Below are 18,675 nucleotides of genomic sequence, written 5' to 3'. Positions count from 1 at the left end.
GAGTGATCTCCGCCGGGCCCCTTCACGTACGGCCGGACCGGCCGCTACCAGGTGAAGCCCTCCTGGATGCGCATACAGGCCTTGTCGTCGTCGCCGTTGAGCGCGCGGGCCGAGTCCGGGGCCTTGGTGGGGGCCGGGGCCGGCGGGGTGATCGTGGGACCGCTGCGCCAGTCCTTGCCCACGAACAGGGTCACCCCGGAGACGTCCGTGGACCGCTGGACCGCGGACGGCGGCAGGCCGATCGCGGTGGCCACGGCCAGCGCGTCACCCGCCTGGTCCAGCCCGGCGTACCGGATCACGGTGGTGTCCTCGGCGGCCGGCTGGCGGTCCGCCATGGCCTTGCCGAAGCCCTTGCCGATCAGCAGCGTGGCCACCTCGCTCGCCCGGTTCTTGACCTTGCCCTCCGGGGTGTTCTTGCCGCCGGTGGCGTTGCGGACCATCACCGGGATCCGGCCGGGGGGCGCGGCCGGGTCGGTGACCGGCGGGGTGGACGGCGCCGCCGAGGGGGCGGGGGAGGCGGCCGGGGTGGCCCCCTTGCCGTCGAGCGCGATGTCCTCGCGGACCATCCGGAACAGCTCCTCGGCCTCGCCCGGCTTGGGCTCCACCCGGTTGATGTCCCGCGGGCTCTGGATCCACGGCATGGTGGTCATGGTGATCCGGCCGGTGGGGACCTTCTTCAGCTCCATGCTCAGGTCGTACAACTTGTCGATCTTGTTCAGGCCGGGGTCCACCACCATGGCCTTGATGGCCGCCTGCGCCAGGCTGTTGAGCTTCACCGGATTGCTGAGCTTGGCGTTCTTGCGGAACTCGCGGGCCAGCGAGTTCATGTACATGTGCTGGGCGCGGGTCCGGCCGATGTCGGTGCCGTCCTCGAAGCCGTAGCGGGTGCGCAGCCACTGGAGCGCCACCTCGCCCTGGATGACGTTGTCGCCCTTGGGCAGCTTCAGGCCGGAGCCGTGGCCCTCCCGGGTGCGCGAGTGGACGTTCTGCTCGACGCAGACCGGGACGCCGCCGATGGCGTCCGCCATCGACACCACACCCTTGAAGTCGATCATCATGAAGTGATCGATGGGGATCTTGGTGAGTTCCTGCCAGGTGGCGACCGTGCAGCCCGGACCGCCCCGCTGGAGCGACATGTTGGTCTGCACGAGCCCCTTGCTGGCCTCGTGCACCTCACCCTTCGGCGCGGTGCACTTCGGCATCTTGAGGAGGGTGTCGCGCGGCATCGAGACGACCGACATGTTGCTGCGGTCGGCGGACAGGTGCAGCAGCATCTGCACATCCGCGAGCGGCGGTCCGTCGAAGGTGTCCCGGCCCCCGCCGAGGGCCTTGTTCTCGTCGCCGTCACGGGCGTCGGAACCGATGAGGAGGATGTTGAGGGGGGTCTGCCCGAAGGCGTTGGGCTTGGACCCGCCCAGCTTGGTGTCGCCGAGGTTCAGTGCGTCCGTCTTGATGCTGCCGTTGAGGTGGCGGTAGTACAGGTAACCGGCGCCCGCCGTCCCGAGTATCAGCAGCGCCAGTACCGAGGCGACCCAGCGCAGCACCCGCCGGCCCCGCCGGGCGGGCGGCCGGCCGGACCCGCGGCCCCTGCGCCCGCCCCGCGGGCCGGGTATCGCGCCGGACGCACCGGAACCGCCGCCGCCGGCCATGCCGTCGGCGGCAGCGGAGGAGGGCGCACCCTCCTCCCGCACGTTGCTGTGCCTCACGCAATACCCCCCAAGAAAAGACCCTGATACGTCAGGGATTCCCCCGGTTCATCCTGTGATGAACCGTCATTTGGCGCAGACGGCCTTGTCCGCCTCGACGCGCTGCACGCCCTCCGGAACCTGCTGCGGTGCCGTGAGCGGAATGCCCGCACCCTTGAAGTCCGCGCCCAGCGTGAGCTTCATCGGGGTCTTCGGGGCCGCGTCCGTCGTTCCGATCTTGAGTGCGGTGGCCGGCAGGCCCATCATGTCCGCCAGCGCCCGGGCCTGGTCGGCCTGGTTGGGCGCGTACTCCAGGGTCGTCTTGTCCAGCTTCGCGGGCGCATTACCCTCGTTGCTGGCCCGGGTCACGCTCTTGTTGTTCTGCAGCCAGACCAGGGTGGCGGAGGCCGAGCCCTGCGGGCCACCGCCGTTGAAGATCTGTACGCGCACGTCCCCCGGCTGTGCGCGGTTGCCCTGGAGCAGTGCCTCCTGCTGGGCCTTGGCCGCGTCCTTGGCGGCCTTCTCCTGCTGCTCGACCTCGGTGAGCGAGACGTCCTCGCGGATCATCTGCAGCAGTGGCTCGGCCTGGGACGGGCTGACCACGACCGTCGCCTTGATCTTCTCGGCCGGGTTGTCGACGACCGGCAGGGTGGTGAAGGTGACGTTCTTGGGATTGACGCCCTTCAGCTCCCCGGCGAGGTCGGTGAGCTTGGCGATGGACCCTATGCCCGAGTCCACGCTCAGCGCCTTGGTCGCCGCCTCCGCCAGGGAGAACAGTTTCTTCGGACTGGACAGCGTGTTCTTGGACTTCATCTGGCGCATCATCGAACCCAGGAACTGCTGCTGGGTTTTGATCCGGTCCAGGTCGCTCTCGTTGCCGAAGGCGTGCCGGGTCCGTACGAAGGCCAGGGCCTGCTCGCCGGAGAGCGTGTGCTCGCCCGCCGGCAGCTTCAGCTTCGACTTGTCGTCGTCCACCGGCTTGGCCAGGCAGACCGGGACGCCGCCGACCGCCGTGCTCAGCGTCTTGACCGCGTTGAAGTCGGCCATCATGAAGTGGTCGATCGGGATGCCGGTGAGCTGCTTGACCGTGCGCATGGTGCAGCCCGGGTCGCGGCCCGCCTGCCCGAGGCTGGTGTTGAAGCGGACGCCCTTCTCGCCGGGGATCGTCTTCACCGAACCGTCCGGCTGCTTGGTCGGGCACTCCGGGATGTCGGTGATCAGGTCGCGCGGGATGGACACCGCGGTCGCGTTCGTCCGGTCCTTGGAGACGTGGAAGAGGATCGTGGTGTCGGCGTGGCCCTTGCTGTTCTTGTCGCCGTAACCCTCGTTGCCGGCACCCGTGCGCTTGTCGGTGCCGATCACCAGGATGTTGATGGGCTGGTCCTTCTTGAAACCACCGGTGCCCGCGCCGGCGGTGTCGATGACATCGAGATTGCCGTTCAGGTGCCGGTAGTACAGATAGCCCGCCACGGACCCGCCGACCAGCAGGAAGGCCATCGTCGCGCCGGTGACGACGAGCACCTTCTTCCTGCGGCCCGCCTTGCCGCCGCCCGGGCCTTTGCCGCCGCTGCCGCGTTTGCGGCCACCGCGCCGCCCGCCGCCGGGCGGGAGGTCGCCGCGCCGCGGACCCGGGACGGCGGGGGACGGTGCGGCAGGCGTACCGCCGGGGGCCGCGGGGGCCGGGGCTCTGCGGGGAGCGCCGACGGTCGGCCGCTGCTGTTGCTGCGGTGCGGAACGGTCCAGTCGCAGTTCGTAGTTGCCGGTGCGGGGGTTGAGGACCCACTGGTCTGCGGGATCGATTTCGTCCGCCCGCCCACGGCCTTGTGCATCCACGGTCGCTCGAATCCTCCGTCGGTGGCACCGGATCGCTCACCCTATCCGGCCAGTTCAGCTCCAAACCATGCTGGTGACAAATTCCACTCCCCTTATAACTGGGCAAACCGGCCAACCTGCTCGGTTCCGGCACGGCTTTTGGCATTGCTTTACCGGTCGGTCACCTGCACGATGCGGCACCGGCCGTGGTGCCGGTGAAAGTGGGGACGGGTGTGGGGCCGGCGCCGGTTCCCGGGGTGGCGGCCGGCTTCCGGTCCTGGGGGCGGGGCGGGGCCGAGGAATCCGGGGAGGCGATGGTCAGCGGCCGGTCCATCCGCAGCTGACCGAACAGCCGCGCTGCGTCAGGCTGTACCAATTCGTCCCGGTTTGGGTCGACAGCATATGGCTTCCTGGGAACCGTCAGGAACTGCACCTTGTCAGTGGGTATGTCCCGCATGCCGCGTACGAGTTCGTACAGGTCCCGCAGCGAGGCCAGTCCCGGATCGGTGGTGATCGACGAGGTGGCCGCGTCCAGCAGCGGATACAGCCGGCCCGGGTTCAGTAGCACGCCGTTGCTCTGCACCTTCTTCACCAGCGAGCCCAGGAACTGCTGCTGCCGCTCCATCCGTTCGGTGTCGCTGCCGCCACCCAGGCTGTAGCGGGCCCGTACGAAGCCCAGGGCCTGCTCCCCGTGCAGGATCTGCCGCCCGGCCGGCAGGGTGAGTTTGGCCTCGGTGTCGCTCACCGGCTTCTTCAGGCAGATCTCCACCCCGCCGACCGCGTCCACCATCTTCTTGAAGCCACGGAAGTCCACCACCATGTGGTGGTCGATGCGGATCCCGGTCAGCTTCTCCACGGTCCGGATCGTGCAGGCCGCGCCGCCCCACTCATAGGCCCAGTTGAACTGGGCGAACCGGTCGCCGGTGCGGCTCCCGTCGGGCCTGAGGCAACTCGGGATCTGTGCCATCAGGTCCCTCGGTATGGACACCGCCGTGGCGCTGTTCCGGTCCGCCGCCACATGCAGCAGGATCGTGGTGTCCGAGCGCTGGGTGCCGCCGTCCTGCCCGTACCGGGCGTTGTCCGTGCCGGACCGCGAGTCCGAGCCGATCAGCAGGATGTTCCTGGACCCGCCCACGAACCGGTTCGGCCGCTCGCGCTCGTACCGCTCCAGTTCGGCGGCGGCCGAGGAGTCCTCGGTGATGTTCCCGTCCAGCGTCCGGTACGTCCACCAGCCGGTGCCCGCCCCGGCCAGGACCACCAGCACCATCACCAGGCCGAGCCAGCGCAGCAGCCGGCGCCGTCGGCGCCGCGGAGGCTTCGGAAAGCCTCCGGGCGCCACGGTCCAGCCGGGTGTGCCCGCCCTGTCGGTCACTGGCGTCCGTCCCCTTACCGCTTCCCGCGTCGGCGACGGCCGCACGGGAGGTACGGCCGAGGGAGGTGCCCCTCTCCTCGATCCTGCCCCCGGCCCGCCCGGGCGGCCCGGGGGCAGGGACCCGTACTGGGCCATGTGGGTGACAAATCGCCCGGGAGCCGCCGGTCACGCGAGTGGGTGACACCCGCCCGCACCGCGGGGGTGACACCCGGGGCGGCTGCGGCGCGGTGCGGGTGCGGGGCGCCTACGGCTGCGGCGCGGTGTGGGTGACGCGCTCGGCCGACACCCGCTGGGCCAGCCCCTCGGCGGACAGCCGGTCCAGGTTCCGGCACAGCACCACCGAGCCCCCCGCCGCCAGCGGCGCGAACAGCCCGGTCGACAGTCCCTCCCAGTCGTCGTACGAAAGCCCGCTCAGCATCCGCGAGCCCTCGCCGAGCCCGAGCTGCGCCGCGTCCTCGCGGGCCCGCCCGACCAGCTCGGCGTACGACAGGTCGGCACCCGCCAGCGAGAGCCCCGCATCCTGCGGGTCCACCGGAACGAACGGGGCGAACCGGTCGCCCTGCCCCGGCACCTCCACCGCGTAGTCCAGGAACCCGGCCGGCGGCTGCGGGAACCGACCGCCCAACGGCCGCAGTGCCAGCGCCACCCGCTCGCCGGAGCAGGCGGCAGCCGCCTCCAGCGAGTCCGGCCCGCTCACCACCAGGTCGGCACCGGCCGGGTCGCCGCCCGGCTCGACCACCACGCCCACCGAGGCGGCGGCGATCACCCACACCGCCGTCTGCCAGTGCGCGGGCAGCAGCAGCGCCAGCCGGTCCCCGGGCCCGGCGCCCAGATCGCCCTGGAGCAGGTTCGCGGTCTTGGCCACCCAATTGGCGAAGGTGGCGACGGACAATTCCACGCGTTCGCCGGTGGCGTCGTCGTAGAAGGTGACGAGCGGGCGGCCCGGGTCCCCGGCGAGCGCGGATCGCAGCAGGTCGGCAGGGGTGTGGTCAGTGGCATTCACCCGGCACAGGGTACGCGGGGCCCTTCGTCCGTACGGCGGGTGCCGCCGTCCCCCGTACGAGGGCGTGGCGTCGGCGCGGCGCGCCGACGAGCCGTCAGTTCCCGCTGGCAGCCGCTGCCGACTGCACCCACGATCTTTCACATGCGTGGATTCCTTGCTTCCTCGATCGGCGTCGCGACCGCAGCCGCACTGGCCCTCCCGCTCGCGCTGCCCACCCCCGCCCTGGCAGAGACCGCCCCCGTGAACCCCGCCGGATCGACCCAGTCGCTGCCCCTGGTCCCCCTGGGACCGGAGCAGGGCCGGGCGACCGGCGTCCCCGGCATGAGCGCCTCGCCCCGCGTACCCGAGGCGCAGGGCCTGACCGCCCGCGAGGTCAAGACGTTCTCGCTGGTCGGCGTCGTCTGGGACGACGCGAGCACGGAACTCTTCGGCCGGGTCCAGGTCCGCACCCGCTCGGCCACCACCGCCCGCTGGTCCGAATGGCAGGACGTCGAGACCCACAACAGCGAGCACGCGGCCGACCCCGACGCGGCCGAGCGCAGCTCGGGCCGGGTGCGGGGGAGTACGGCACCGCTGTGGGTGGGGGAGTCGGACGGAGTGGAGGTCCGGGTGCAGGCGGAGCCGGGGGCGGACCGGATCACCCGGGAGAAGTCCAGACTGCCCTCGGGCCTGCGGATCGAACTCGTGGACCCGGGGTCGGAGACACAGCGCCCGACCGACGGAAAGAACGGCACGGGCACGGGCGCCGGCGACGGGGACGGCGACGACAAGGGCGAAGCAGGCTCGATCCCCGGCATGACCATGCCGATGGCGGAGTCCTCGATGGCGAACGTGCCGATGGCCCCGCTCGGCGCGAACGAGATCAAGGAGCTCAACAAGGCGGATGCCACGGCGGACGCGGTGTTCGCGAGCGACGGGACGCTGGACGCCGCGGCGGCCCCGTACATCGGCCCCCGCCCAAGGATCGTCACCCGGAAGGGCTGGGGCGCGGACGAATCGCTGCGCGAGCCCGGTTTCGTCTACACCAGCACGGTGAAGGCGGCGTTCGTGCACCACAGCGCCTCCGGCAACAACTATGCCTGCAAGGACGCTCCGGCGGTGCTGCGCAGCCTGTACCGCTACCACGTGGTGAGCAGCGGCTGGCGGGACTTCGGCTACAACTTCGCCGTCGACAAGTGCGGCACGGTGTACGAGGGGCGCGCGGGCGGGGTGGCGAAGCCGGTGCTGGGTGCGCACACGATGGGCTTCAACACCAACAGCATGGGCATCGCGGTCCTCGGCTCCTATTCGTCGACCGCCCCGCCGGCGGCGGCGGTGAACGCGGTCGCCAAGCTGACGGCGTGGAAGCTGGGCCTGTTCAATGCGGACCCGCGGGGCAAGACCTGGCTGACCTCGGGCGGCGGGAACAAGTTCCCGAAGGGCAGGAACGTTTCGATGAACGTGATCTCGGGCCACCGGGACGGCTTCGCCACGGAATGCCCGGGCCGGCGTCTGTACGGCCAGCTCCCCCCGACCCGCACGGCCTCGGCCAAACTCCAGGGCCGCCCCACCCCGTCCTGACGGAACCGGGCCGGGCGCTCCGCGCCGGGGCGTGAGGGATCCGCCCCGGCGGGCCGGCCGCTACGCTCGAAAGGTGGCCGGCCGCTTCGATCCCCTGACCCGCACCACCTCCCGCGGTGGCCATGTTGCCGTACCCGCAAGCCGCCGCGGGTCCGGATCACCCCAGCCGCCCGCCGGAAACGGCCCCGGGCCCGCTCCCGCCGGCTGCAAGCAGCGTCACTGGACCCCCTCCGCTCCCCTGGACCTCGGTCTCACCCTCGGCCCGCTCCGCCGCGGCCCCTCCGACCCCACCTTCAAGGTCACCCCGGACGGCTCCGTGTGGCGGGCCACCCTGACCCCCGCCGGCCCGGCCACCCTCCGCGTGGCCGCGGACCCCGGGGCCGGCCGGGTCGAGGCCGAAGCCTGGGGGCCCGGCGCCGACTGGGTGCTCGACACCCTCCCCGCACTCCTCGGCGCCGAGGACGACCCGGCCGGCTTCACCCCCCGCCACCGCCTGGTGCACGCCAGCCACCGCCGGCGCCCCGGCCTGCGGCTGACCCGTACCGGCCTGGTGATGGAGTCCCTGATCCCGGTGATCCTTGAGCAGAAGGTCACCGTCGAGGAGGCGTACCGCGCCTGGCGCCGTCTGGTCCGCCAGTATGGAGAACCCGCGCCCGGCCCCGGCTCTGGCCTCGGCCCCGGCCTGTACGTGATGCCCACGCCCGCGACCTGGCGCCGCATCCCGTCCTGGGACTGGCACACCGCCGGGGTCGACGCCAAACGCTCCGGCACCATCCTGCGGGCGGCCCGCGTCGCCCCGCGCCTCGAAGAGGCAGCCGCGATGGAGCCGGCCGACGCCGCCCGCCGCCTGGAACTCGTACCCGGCATCGGCCCCTGGACCTCCGCCGAAACCCTTCAGCGCAGCAACGGCGCCCCCGACGCCGTCACCACCGGCGACCTGCACCTGCCCGGCATCATCGGCTTCGCCCTGGCCGGCAACCCCGACGCCGACGACGCCGAGATGCTGGAGCTCCTCGCCCCGTACGCCGGCCACCGCCACCGCGCGGCCCGCCTGATCCTGCTGACGGGCCGCACCCCGCCGCGCCGTACCCCCCGCATGCCACGCGGCGACATCGGCCGCCTGTAGCTCGGCCCGCGCTCAGCGGACCTCGATGAAGGCTCCGGCCTCCCGCGCCGGCCGGTCCCGCGGCGGTTCCGCCGCATGCCCCACCGCCACCGCGCCCATCGGGTCCCAGTCCGCCGGCAGGGACAGCGCCTCGCGGACCACGTCCCGGCAGAACATGGTGGAGGACACCCACGCCGAGCCCAGCCGTTCGCCCGCCAGCGCCACCAGGAAGTTCTGTACGCCGGCCCCGGCCGCGACCACGAACATCTCCCGTTCGGCCGCGTCCCGCCGCTCGTCCCCGTAGTGGTGCGAGCCGTCCATCACCAGGCAGGGCACCACCAGGTAGGGGGCATTGCGCAGCACATCGCCCCGCCGCACCCGCTTCGCGATGGATTCCTCCGGCTTTCCGTCCCGCCGCAGGTCCGCGATCCAGGCGTCCCGCATCGCGTCCAGCAGCCGGGTCCGGGACTCCGCCGACTCCAGCAGCACGAACCGCCAGGGGGTGGTGTGGTGCGGGGCCGGGGCGGTGACGGCGGCGGCGACGGCGCGGCGGACCGCTCCCGGGTCCACCGGCTCGCCGGTGAACGCGCGGACGGTCCGGCGCTGGGTCACGGCCTCCCGTACGGCTTCCGAGGTGCCGAGCCGGAACATGTCGTCTGCGGGGGCGCGCACCAGCTCGCGGGCCGTGCCCTCGCCGAGGACGTGCGGCAGGCCGCGGACGACCGCCACCGGGTATCCGGTGGCCTTGCCCTTCACCAGATCGCCCGCAGCCGCCAGTTCGTCGGCCGTGGCGACCACGGTCGCGCTCAGCGGGTTGCCGTGGCCGTCGGTGCCGCCGCGCAGGTCGTCCAGGACCTGTACCCCGGCCGCGCCGATGGCCACGTCGGTGAGCCCGGAGCGCCAGGGCCGCCCGAAGGTGTCGGTCACCACGACCCCGACCTCCACCGAGAGGATCGCCCGCAGGCCGTCCCGGATCGAGGCCGCCGAGGCGTCGGGGTCCTCCGGCAGCAGCAGGACGGTACCGGCCGCTGTATTGGAGGCGTCCACTCCGGCCGCCGCCATCACCAGCCCCTGCCGGTTCTCGACGATCCGCAGGGTGCCCCGCCGGGCCACCACCCGTACCGTCTCCGCGTCTATCGCGGCCTCCCGGGAGCCGGCCGCCACGATCCGGCCCTCCGCCTTGGAGACGATCTTCGAGGTGACCAGCAGGACGTCCCCGTCCCGCAGGTCGGGTGCGGCGGCTGCGATCAGCTTGGCCAGGTCGTCCCCGGGGCAGACCTCCCCGATCCCCGCGACCGCCCGTACCTCGTACGAGGGCACGTCCGCCCCGCCCTCACCGCTGGCCCCGCTCACCGGCAGGCCTCGGCGAGTTCCAGCGCGGCCCGGGCCATGGCCTCGGTCGCAGCCGGGTCGGTCATCATCAGCGGGACCGCGCGGCAGGCGATGCCGGCCGCCTCGACCTCGGCGACGGCGTCCGCATCGGCGGTGTCCACCAGCCAGCCGTCCAGCAGCTCGGACCCGTAGTGCAGGCCCACGGCCGCGGCGGTGGCGTCCACGCCCACCGCGGCGAGCACCTTGTCGGCCATACCGCGCACCGGCGCGCCGCCGACGATGGGGGAGAGCCCGACCACGGGCGCACCGGCCGCGGCCACGGCCTCCCGGATGCCCGGTACGGCCAGGATGGTGCCGACCGAGACCACCGGGTTGGACGGCGGCAGCACGATCACATCGGCCGCCGCGATGGCCTCCAGCACCCCCGGAGCCGGCTTGGCCTGCTCGGCGCCCACCGGTACGACGGCCTCGGCGTCCACCGAGGCCCGCAGCCGTACCCAGTACTCCTGGAAGTGGACGACCCGGCGCTCCCCGTCGAGGGTCACCGCGACATGGGTCTCGACCCGGTCGTCGGACATCGGCAGCAGGCGTACGCCGGGCTGCCAGCGGTCGCAGAGTGCCTCGGTGACGGCGCTCAGCGGGTAGCCGGCGCCGATCATCTGGGTGCGGACGATGTGGGTGGCGAAGTCGCGGTCGCCGAGGCCGAACCAGCCGGGTCCGACCCCGTACGCCGCGAGCTCCTCCTTGACGGTGAAGGACTCGTCGGTGCGGCCCCAGCCCTGTTCCTCGTTGATGCCACCGCCGAGGGTGTACATCAGGGTGTCCAGGTCGGGGCAGACCTTCAGCCCGAACAGGTGGATGTCGTCACCGGTGTTGCCGATGACCGTGATCTCCGCGTCGGGGACCGCCGACTTCAGTCCGCGGAGGAAACGGGCGCCGCCGATACCGCCGGCCAGAACAACAATGCGCATGCACCGAAGTCTGTCAGGCCGGTACGGACTCCAGGTCCGCCGGGGAGCAGCGGTGCATCGGCATCTCGGTCAGGCCGGGGAAGTAGATGTGCAGGCTGACGGCTCCGTCGAGGGAGTCGTTGACGACCTCGTGGGCGTAGCCCGGGGCGAAGACGCGCTGGCTGCCGGCGCCGAGGGCGAGGGCTCCGCGGGTGCTGTGCTCGGAGAGGGTGCCGTCGAGGACGGTCAGCACGCCGGAGGAGGGGCCGTGGTCGTGGCGTCCGCTGCCCTGGCCGGGTACCCAGCTGAGCAGCCAGACCTCGTAGCCGGGGCCCGTACGGAGGCGGTGGTACCAGCGGCTGGTGGCGTCGTATTCGACGAGGTGTTCCCACTCGGCGCGGTTCGCGGCGATCTCGCGGGCGAGGCCGGCGAACTCGGCGACGGTGGCGGGGTGTTCACGGGCGGGCTGCAGCAGGTGGGGGACTTCAAGGATGTCGCCGGCGATCTGCAGGTCGCTGTCGTTGTTCATCGTGAGGGTCCTCGACGGATGTCAGTGGCGCTCTGGCGGCGCGGGGTTGCCGGTCGGTTGCGGAAGCTTCAACAGCCGCAACAGCAACAGCGAACCTGGGCAGCACGCAGGAACCCACGAATGGGGGTCCGGGTGGCGGCTGCGGTCACTGACATGGCCACAAGGAGACCGGGTGCGGGGTTCGACTGTCAACCCAATGTCCGGATTGCGAGAAAAGATTCACCTCATCCGGTTAACGTGTGCGGAGAAAGGATTGTGCACTCCCGGTCCGGGGATGTGGCGCTTCAGTCGAGCCCGTAAACGTCCGGCACCGTCCGTAACCGGAATGTGATCTACGCCGCTTCTGTGGCCGGATCACAACCGCACCGGAGGGTGACGCGTCGATTGCGGGTGAAACAGGCGGCCAGGCCATGCGTGTGGCATCTGTCACGATTTTTGGCGATATGAACACTTTCTGCATAGGCTTGGTTCCGCAGAGTGAATAAGGGGCCCAATAGCAGATCTCGGCTTGACTGCCCCGGATCCACACACTTGTAATTTCACTCGTGTCGTTCCGGCCGGATCCGGTAACGACAGGCCACGGGGACGCACGAACAGAGCGAGGGGCGCACATGACCGAGCTGTTTCAGGAACTGCTGGTCGAGGAGGCGGACGAAGAGCTCGGATGGCAGGAGCGCGCTCTGTGCGCCCAGACCGACCCCGAGTCCTTCTTTCCCGAGAAGGGCGGCTCCACCCGAGAGGCCAAGAAGGTCTGCCTCGCCTGCGAGGTCCGCTCCGAATGCCTCGAATACGCCCTCGCCAACGACGAACGCTTCGGCATCTGGGGCGGCCTGTCCGAGCGTGAGCGCCGCCGCCTGAAGAAGGCCGCGGTCTGAACGCCACCCACGGTCACACCCACGGCCGGACAGACGGCCACCCGCACGACCGCACAGCGAACACGACCACATAGCGAACACGGCCAAGAGCAAACGGTCCGCCTCCTGCACCTTCCCCGCTGGAGGCGGACCGGTGCGTTTCAAGGGCTAGTCTGGGGCGCTGTCCAGCCGCCTCCGAGGGCTCACCACCCCCGGACCCGCCCCCAGACTCCGTCCGGGGGACCCCCCAGTCGGAGGGCCCGTACCGCGATGTCCTTGCACAGCCACCAGGCAGCCTCCCCCACAGCTGCTCCGGCATTCCCCCGGCACGTCGTCACCGCGGTGCTGGTCGCGCACGACGGCGCCCGCTGGCTGCCGCAGGCACTCGCCGGACTCCTCGGCCAGGAACGCCCCGTCCAGGACTGGATCGCCGCCGACACCGGCAGCGCCGACGACTCCGCCCGGCTCCTCGCCGAGGCCCTCGGCGACGACCGCGTCCTCCACCTGGCCCGCCGCACCTCCTTCGGCGCCGCCGTCGAGGAGGCCCACCGCAGCGCCGCCACCCTCACCCCGGAGGACCTGCCCTACCTCAAGCGCCCCAGCGGCTGGGACCCGGTCAGCCGCACCTGGCGCGACGAAACCTACGACCTCCCCGAACTGCCGCACGGCGAACCCGTCCAGTGGCTCTGGCTGCTGCACGACGACTGCGCACCCGAACCCGACGCCCTGGGCGAGCTCCTCCGGGTCGCCGAGGAGAACCCCGAGGCCGCCGTCATCGGCCCCAAACTGCGCGGCTGGTACGACCGCAGACAGCTCCTCGAAGCCGGCGTCACCATCGCCCACAGCGGACGCCGCTGGACCGGCCTGGACCGCCGCGAACAGGACCAGGGCCAGCACGACCAGGTCCGCCCCGTCCTCGCCGTCTCCACCGCCGGCATGCTCATCCGCCGCGAGGTCTACGAGGCCCTCGGCGGCTTCGACCGCCGCCTGCCCCTGATGCGCGACGACGTCGACCTGTGCTGGCGCGCCCAGCGGGCCGGCCACCCCGTCCTCGTCGCCCCCGACGCCGTGCTCCGGCACGCCGAGGCATCCGCCCGCGAACGCCGCACCGTCGACTGCGCCGGCCGCACCTCCGCCAGCCCGCACCGCGTCGACAAGGCCGGCGCCGCCTACACCATCCTCGTCAACAGCCCGGCGGCCGTCCTCCCCTGGGTGCTGGTCCGGCTGGTCCTCGGCACCCTGCTCCGCACCCTCGGCTACCTCGTCGGCAAGGCCCCCGGCCAGGCCGTCGACGAGTTCACCGGACTCCTGCGCACCCTGCTCCGCCCCGGCCGGATCCTCGGCGCCCGCAAGCGCCGGGGCCGCTCCACGGTCAACGCCAAGGAGCTCCGCCCGCTCTTCCCGCCGCCCGGCGCCACCCTCCGCGCCAACCTCGAACAACTCGCCGGATACATCGGCGCCGACCGCGACACCGACACCGGCAACGCCGGCCGGCACGGCGGGGCCGTCGAATCCGGTCCCGGCGGCGACGACGCCGACTACCTCCACATCGAACAGTTCGCCCGGCTCAAGCGGATCGCCCGCAACCCCGCCCCCGTCCTGTTCGCCCTGCTCCTGCTCGTCTCCCTGGCCGCCTGCCGCGGCCTGCTCACCGGCGGCACCCTGATGGGCGGCGCCCTGCTCCCCGCCCCCGACGGAGCCGGCGCCCTCTGGCACACCTACGCCGACGGCTGGCACCCCGTCGGCACCGGCTCCACCACCGGCGCACCCCCCTACCTCGCCGTCCTCGGCGCCCTCTCCGCCCTGCTGTTCGGCTCCACCCAGGCCGCCCTCACCCTGCTCCTGGTCTGCTCCGTCCCGCTCGCCGGACTCACCGCCTACTTCGCCTCCCGGCCCCTGGTCGAATCCCGGCTGCTGCGCGCCTGGGCCGCCATCGCCTACGCCTTCCTGCCCGCCGTCACCGGCGCCCTGGCCGGCGGCCGGCTCGGCACCGCCGTCCTCGCGATCCTGCTGCCCCTGCTCGCCCGGGCCGGCGTCGCCGCGTACGGCCTGGGCGCCGGCCGCGACACCGACGGGGACCGCGGCAGCCGGCAGGCCGTCTGGACGTACACCCTCCTCCTCACCCTGGCCACCGCCTTCACCCCGGCCGCCTGGCTGCTCGCCGCCGTTCTCGGCGCCGCCGCCCTGCTGCTGCGCCGGGCCGCCTGGAAGACGTACGCCCTCCGGTACGCGGCCACCCTCGCCACCCCCCTGGTGGTCCTCGCGCCCTGGTCGCTGACCCTGCTCACGCACCCCGCCCGGTTCCTCCGCGAAGCCGGACTCCCGTACGGCAGCGGCGCCGCCACCGCCCTCGACCTGCTCGGCATCAGCCCCGGCGGCCCCAAGACCGCCGGCGGACTGCTGCTCCTCGGCATCGTGCTCGCCGCCCTGGCCGCCCTGCTCCGTACGGAACGCAGCTTCGCCGTCCGCGCCGCCTGGGCCACCGCCCTCGCCGGACTGGTCCTCGCCGTCCTCACCAACCGCACCGGCTGGGCCGGCCCTGCCACCCTCGTCTACGGCCTCGCCCTGCTCGCCGCCGCCGCGGTCGGCGCGGACGGCGCCAAGAACCGGCTCGCCGCCCACGGCTTCGGCTGGCGCCAGCCGCTCGCCGCCCTGATCGCCCTGGCCGCCGCCGCCGGCCCGCTGCTCGGCGCGGCCGGCTGGATGCTCGGCGGCGCCGACGGCCCGCTGGAACGGCGCGACCCGGTCCAGGTGCCCGCCTTCGTCGCCGAGGAGAGCGGCACCCGCGACCAGGCCCGCACCCTGGTCCTCGGCGGCAGCTCGCCCGCCACCGTCTCCTACACCCTGGTCCGCGGCTCCGGTGCCCGCCTCGGCGATGCCGAACTCGCCGCCGCGGCCGGCAGCGACAGCCGCCTCGACAAGGTGGTCTCCAGCCTGGTCGCCGGCTCCGGCGCCGACCAGACCGACCAGCTCGGCGGCTTCGCCATCCGCTACGTCCTGGTCCGCGACGGCGCCCCGCAGCAGATGCGGCAGGTCCTCGACGCCACCCCCGGCCTGACCCGGCTCAGCCAGCTCGACGGCAGCGCGCTCTGGCGGGTGGACCGGCAGGTCGCCCGGGCTGTGATCCTCCCCGGCAAGCCCGGCGAGGCCCCCGTCCCCGTCGCCTCCGGCCGCGTCGAGGCCCACACCACGATCCCGGCCGGCGAGGCCGGCCGGACGCTGCGGATCGCCGACCGGGCCGCCCCCGGCTGGCAGGCCCGCCTCGACGGCAAGCCGCTCAAGGCGAAGACCCTCGACGGCTGGGCCCAGGGCTTCGAACTGCCCGCCGCCGGGGGCCGCCTGGACCTGGTGTACGCCGACTCCGCCGCCCGTACCGGCTGGCAGTGGGCCCAGGCCCTGCTCGCCGTCCTGCTGCTGGTGATGGCCCTGCCCGGACGGCGCCGCGAACTCGACGACGACCTCCCCGAGGAGGAGACCGCCGGACCCGGCCGGAGCGGCCCCGGCGAGGCCGGCGAAGGCCGCCGGGCCCGCCGCCTCCGGGCCGGCGCGGAACCGGAACCCGAGCCGGAGGCCGCGGCCCCGGTCCAGGCCGACCCGTACGCGGAGATCCCCGCCCAGGTGGCCTACCCGGCCGACGACCACGGCTACGAGTACCAGGACCAGAACCAGCACCAGAACCAGGGCTACGGGTACGCCCAGTACCCGCAGCAGCCCTCGTACGAGCAGTACCCGCAGCAGTACGACCAGCCCTACGACCCCCACTACCAGCAACAGCAGCAACAACAGCAGTACGACGCGTACGGACAGCCGGTCGGCTACCAGCAGCCTCGCCCCGACGGGAGCCCCCAGCAGTGAAGCGCGCACCCCTTTCCCTCGCGGCCGTGGCCGCCGCGCTCGCCGCCGTCACCGGCGCCGCCGCCCTCACCGCGCCCGCCGCCCCGGCCTCCGGCGGCCCGGCCCCGGCCGCGGCCCGGCAGCCGGTGGAACGGTCCGTACTGGTCTGCCCGACGCCGTCCGCCTCGGACATCGCCGAGACCGTCTACACCTCGATCACCCCGGGTGGGGCCGGCCAGGGCGGCAGCGCCCGCCTGACCGGGGCCACCAAGGAGCAGAAGCAGCTGCTGGAGCTGAAGGAGCCGGGCAAACCGGCCGGAGCCACCGCCTCCGGCGCCGAGGGCCCGGCACTGACCGGCACCGCCGACGGTGCCCTCGCCCCCGGCTGGACCGCCCAGCAGACCACCAAGGTGGCGGTGGGCCAGGCCCGAGGCCTGCTCGGGGTGGCCTGTACCGCGCCCGGCACCGAGTTCTGGTTCCCCGGGGCGAGCACCGCCAAGGGCCGCCAGGACTACGTCCACCTCACCAACGCGGACGACACCCCGGCCGTGGTGGACATCGAACTCTTCGGACCGGAGGGCCGGTCGGCCTCGGACCCGGGCACCGGAGAGAACATCAAGATCGGCCCCAAGTCCTCGGTGCCGGTGCTGCTGAACACGCTGAGCTCGCAGCAGCAGGCCGATGTGACCGCCCATGTGACGACCCGTTCGGGCCGGGTCGGCGCCTCCGTCCAGGTGCTGGAGGACGGGGTCGGCTCGGACTGGCTGCCCGCCTCCACCGCCCCGGCCGGCTCCCTGGTGCTGCCCGGCATCCCCGCCGATGCCACCTCGGTCCGGCTGGTCGCCTTCGCCCCCGGTGAGGAGGACGCCGACCTCCGGCTCCAGCTCGCCGGGCCCGGCGGGTCGTTCACCCCGGCCGGGAACGAGCAGCTGCACGTGAAGTCCCGGATGACCGCCACCCTGGACCTGAAGGACCTGACCCGCGGCGAGCCGGGCTCCCTGGTGCTGACCCCGGCCGACCCGAAGAAGGCCGCGCCCGTGGTGGCGGCGCTGCGGGTGGTCCGCGGTTCCGGGGCCAAGCAGGAGCTGGGCTTCATCCCGGCGGCCGGCCCGGTGGGCGCGCGGGCGACCAACGCGGACAACCGGACCGACCAGGGCGCCACCACCCTCTCCCTGACCGCCGTGGGAGCCGACGCCACGGTCAAGGTCACCGCCTCACCGGGTACCGAGGGCGGCCGGCCCGCAAGCCAGGAGTACAAGGTGAAGGCGGGCACCACCCTGGCGGTGGCCCCGCCGCCGGTGCCGGACGGGGGCGGCAAGGGCGCGTACGCGCTGACCGTGGAGACGGTCTCGGGCGGCCCGGTGCACGCGGCGCGCACCCTGTCACTGCCGCACGACGGCATCCCGTTCTTCACGGTGCAGCCCCTGACCGACGACCACAGCACGGTCTCCGTCCCCAAGGCAGTCCAAGACCTGAGAATCCTCTCGAACTGAGAGAACTGACCGAACCGATCGAACTGATGGGACGGAGGCGGAATCAGTCCTGCCCGTACCGGGGATCGACGGTCTCGGGTGACAGCCCGAGCAACTCCGCCACCTGCTCGACCACGATCTCGTGCACCAGCAGCGCCCGCTCGTCACGGCTCTTGGTACGGATCTCCACCGGCCGCCGGTACACCAGGATCCGGGCCGGCCGGCCCTCCCGGGGCTCCACCAGCCCGCCCAGCGGCACGGCCTCGTCGTTCCAACCGGTGTCGGCGCCGCCCGGCGCCCCCGGCACCTCCGCGACCACGAACTCCACCTCGGACAGCTGCGGCCAGCGCCGCTCCAGCCGTTCGATCGAGTCCTGCACAAGATCCCCGAACAGCTCGGCGCGGCTCGCGGACAGCGGGACCTGCGGTGGGGCCACCGGGCCGCGCATGCCCCGTCCGTGCCGGTCGCGGCGGCGCGGCCGGGGCTCGTGGGGCACGGAGGCGGAGGGGCCGGGCGGCGGCAGAGGACTGTCCATCACCCAGGCAGGGTAGCCCTCGGCGGTGCCCGCGCAGGCGCCCTGGCGGGATGTCGCGAGATGAACGTTCGGACCGGGGAATCGACCGGCTGTCCCACGCCGATTGGCGTGTTGGCGGCCGACTATGGCCGGGATCACGCCACGACACGGGGGAGTGAGCCGACCGAGAGTCGTCGCGGCCCGGTCAAGAGTGCGGTACCGTCCAACGTCGTGAGCCTTGTACGTCGCTGTTCGCGCACCGCGTGCGGGCGCCCTGCCGTCGCAACACTGACGTACGTCTATGCCGACTCGACCGCAGTTCTCGGCCCGCTCGCCACCTACGCCGAACCCCACTGCTACGACCTGTGCGCCGAGCACTCGGAGCGTCTGACGGCCCCCCGCGGCTGGGAAGTCGTACGTCTGTCCGATGGTTCCGCGCCGTCCCGGCCCAGCGGGGACGATCTCGAAGCCCTGGCCAACGCCGTACGCGAGGCCGCTCGCCCTCAGGACCGCGCGGCCGAGGCGGGCGGTGGCGGTAAGGGCGGACCCGGCGGCGGAAACGAGACACGCCGCGGCCACCTCCGCGTACTGCGCTCGCCGGATTCCTGACGCTTTCGCGCCGCTGAAGCCATACCCCTGCGCAAGGTAGGTTG

14 protein-coding genes are annotated in these 18,675 nt (G+C 72.8%); 6 read left to right on the top strand and 8 right to left on the bottom strand.

Features of this window, described 5'->3' with window-relative positions; translation table 11 throughout:
- Positions 1-44: 44 nt before the first annotated feature.
- From DEJ50_RS12735 to DEJ50_RS12720, 4 genes are all read right to left on the bottom strand, one after another.
- On the bottom strand, positions 45-1,649 hold the full coding sequence (locus DEJ50_RS12735) for an LCP family protein (protein ID WP_150212089.1): 1,605 nt from the start codon (positions 1,647-1,649) through the stop codon (positions 45-47).
- Positions 1,650-1,772: 123 nt separating this feature from the next.
- On the bottom strand, positions 1,773-3,518 hold the full coding sequence (locus tag DEJ50_RS12730; protein WP_150207979.1) for an LCP family protein: 1,746 nt from the start codon (positions 3,516-3,518) through the stop codon (positions 1,773-1,775).
- Positions 3,519-3,678: 160 nt separating this feature from the next.
- A complete protein-coding gene (locus DEJ50_RS12725; protein ID WP_223837728.1) occupies positions 3,679-4,869 on the bottom strand; it encodes an LCP family protein in 1,191 nt (396 codons plus the stop codon).
- A gap of 244 nt (positions 4,870-5,113) precedes the next feature.
- Positions 5,114-5,872 carry a TIGR03089 family protein gene (locus tag DEJ50_RS12720; protein ID WP_150207975.1) on the bottom strand — a complete coding sequence of 253 codons (759 nt, stop codon included), beginning with the start codon at positions 5,870-5,872 and terminating at the stop codon, positions 5,114-5,116.
- Between the two features lie 141 nt (positions 5,873-6,013).
- Here DEJ50_RS12720 and DEJ50_RS12715 point away from each other — a divergent pair, with 141 nt between their 5' ends.
- Positions 6,014-7,432 carry a peptidoglycan recognition protein gene (locus tag DEJ50_RS12715; RefSeq protein WP_150207973.1) on the top strand — a complete coding sequence of 473 codons (1,419 nt, stop codon included), beginning with the start codon at positions 6,014-6,016 and terminating at the stop codon, positions 7,430-7,432.
- A gap of 73 nt (positions 7,433-7,505) precedes the next feature.
- A complete protein-coding gene (locus DEJ50_RS12710; protein ID WP_150207972.1) occupies positions 7,506-8,558 on the top strand; it encodes a DNA-3-methyladenine glycosylase family protein in 1,053 nt (350 codons plus the stop codon).
- A 12-nt stretch (positions 8,559-8,570) separates the two neighbouring features.
- Here DEJ50_RS12710 and DEJ50_RS12705 read toward each other — a convergent pair whose 3' ends face one another.
- From DEJ50_RS12705 to DEJ50_RS12695, 3 genes are read right to left on the bottom strand one after another with little or no spacing between them, the layout of a single operon-like run.
- On the bottom strand, positions 8,571-9,890 hold the full coding sequence (locus DEJ50_RS12705) for a coenzyme F420-0:L-glutamate ligase (protein WP_150207970.1): 1,320 nt from the start codon (positions 9,888-9,890) through the stop codon (positions 8,571-8,573).
- Complete coding sequence (gene cofD / locus DEJ50_RS12700) at positions 9,887-10,840, bottom strand: 2-phospho-L-lactate transferase (protein WP_150207968.1); 954 nt, start codon at positions 10,838-10,840, stop codon at positions 9,887-9,889. The genes DEJ50_RS12705 and cofD overlap by 4 nt, the downstream gene beginning before the upstream one ends.
- A 13-nt stretch (positions 10,841-10,853) precedes the next feature.
- Positions 10,854-11,348, bottom strand: a complete 495-nt coding sequence (locus tag DEJ50_RS12695; protein ID WP_150207966.1) for a cysteine dioxygenase — start codon at positions 11,346-11,348, stop codon at positions 10,854-10,856.
- 611 nt (positions 11,349-11,959) lie between these two features.
- Here DEJ50_RS12695 and DEJ50_RS12690 point away from each other — a divergent pair.
- From DEJ50_RS12690 to DEJ50_RS12680, 3 genes are all read left to right on the top strand, one after another.
- On the top strand, positions 11,960-12,223 hold the full coding sequence (locus DEJ50_RS12690) for a WhiB family transcriptional regulator (protein ID WP_003983763.1): 264 nt from the start codon (positions 11,960-11,962) through the stop codon (positions 12,221-12,223).
- Positions 12,224-12,472: 249 nt separating this feature from the next.
- Positions 12,473-16,057, top strand: a complete 3,585-nt coding sequence (locus DEJ50_RS12685; RefSeq protein ID WP_150207964.1) for a glycosyltransferase family 2 protein — start codon at positions 12,473-12,475, stop codon at positions 16,055-16,057.
- Positions 16,054-17,529: a DUF5719 family protein gene (locus tag DEJ50_RS12680; RefSeq protein WP_150207962.1), complete on the top strand. Its 1,476-nt coding sequence runs from the start codon at positions 16,054-16,056 to the stop codon at positions 17,527-17,529. The genes DEJ50_RS12685 and DEJ50_RS12680 overlap by 4 nt, the downstream gene beginning before the upstream one ends.
- Before the next feature lie 43 nt (positions 17,530-17,572).
- Here the strand turns inward: DEJ50_RS12680 and DEJ50_RS12675 are convergent, their stop codons facing one another.
- A complete protein-coding gene (locus DEJ50_RS12675) occupies positions 17,573-18,043 on the bottom strand; it encodes a metallopeptidase family protein (protein ID WP_150212088.1) in 471 nt (156 codons plus the stop codon).
- A 210-nt stretch (positions 18,044-18,253) separates the two neighbouring features.
- Here DEJ50_RS12675 and DEJ50_RS12670 point away from each other — a divergent pair, with 210 nt between their 5' ends.
- Positions 18,254-18,631: a DUF3499 domain-containing protein gene (locus DEJ50_RS12670; RefSeq protein ID WP_223837727.1), complete on the top strand. Its 378-nt coding sequence runs from the start codon at positions 18,254-18,256 to the stop codon at positions 18,629-18,631.
- The last annotated feature ends 44 nt before the right edge of the window (positions 18,632-18,675 follow it).

Origin of the sequence: Streptomyces venezuelae (assembly GCF_008642295.1) — a bacterium.
Taxonomy (GTDB): Bacteria; Actinomycetota; Actinomycetes; order Streptomycetales; family Streptomycetaceae; genus Streptomyces; species Streptomyces venezuelae_C.
The sequence above is the reverse complement of the archived record's forward strand: the minus strand, read 5'-3'. Positions and strand labels throughout refer to the sequence as shown.